General features: G+C 51.4%; 1 rRNA gene. It reads right to left on the bottom strand.

What is annotated here, in order from left to right:
• Positions 1-1,041: ribosomal RNA gene (locus tag VPH40_RS27900) — 23S ribosomal RNA — on the bottom strand; the annotation flags it as partial.

Here is a 1,041-nt window from a genome sequence, read left to right as displayed (position 1 = left end):
TTCTCCCGAGTTCTCTCAAGCGCCTTAGAATACTCATCTCGCCCACCTGTGTCGGTTTGCGGTACGGTCTCGTATGACTGAAGCTTAGAGGCTTTTCTTGGAACCACTTCCGATTGCTTCGTGCACAAGTGCACTCGTCTCAACCCCTTGAATTCCGCACCCGGATTTGCCTAAGTGCCTTCTATGAGCCAAAAACCAACTATTCCAACAGTTGGACAACCTTCCGCGATCCGTCCCCCCATCGCATCATACGACGGTGCAGGAATATTAACCTGCTTCCCATCAGCTACGCATCTCTGCCTCGCCTTAGGGGCCGACTCACCCTGCTCCGATGAACGTTGAACAGGAAACCTTGGGCTTACGGCGTGGAGGCTTTTCACCCCCATTATCGCTACTCATGTCAGCATTCGCACTTCTGATACCTCCAGCATCCTTTACAAGACACCTTCGCAGGCTTACAGAACGCTCTCCTACCATATCCAATAAAGGATATCCGCAGCTTCGGTGACTGGCTTAGCCCCGTTACATCTTCCGCGCAGGACGACTCGATCAGTGAGCTATTACGCTTTCTTTAAATGATGGCTGCTTCTAAGCCAACATCCTGACTGTTTTAGCCTTCCCACTTCGTTTTCCACTTAGCCAATCTTTGGGACCTTAGCTGGCGGTCTGGGTTGTTTCCCTCTTGACGCCGGACGTTAGCACCCGACGTCTGTCTCCCAAGCTCGCACTCATCGGTATTCGGAGTTTGCAATGGTTTGGTAAGTCGCAATGACCCCCTAGCCATAACAGTGCTCTACCCCCGATGGTGATACTTGAGGCACTACCTAAATAGTTTTCGGAGAGAACCAGCTATTTCCAAGTTTGTTTAGCCTTTCACCCCTACCCACAGCTCATCCCCTAATTTTTCAACATTAGTGGGTTCGGACCTCCAGGGCGTGTTACCGCACCTTCATCCTGGCCATGAGTAGATCACTTGGTTTCGGGTCTACACCCAGCGACTGATCGCCCTATTCGGACTCGATTTCTCTACGGCTTCCCTAT

The organism is Janthinobacterium sp. P210005 (assembly GCF_036231865.1).
GTDB classification, from domain to species: domain Bacteria; phylum Pseudomonadota; class Gammaproteobacteria; order Burkholderiales; family Burkholderiaceae_D; genus Janthinobacterium; species Janthinobacterium kumbetense.
Note: the sequence above shows the minus strand (reverse complement) of the source record. Positions and strands in the feature narration are given on the sequence as shown.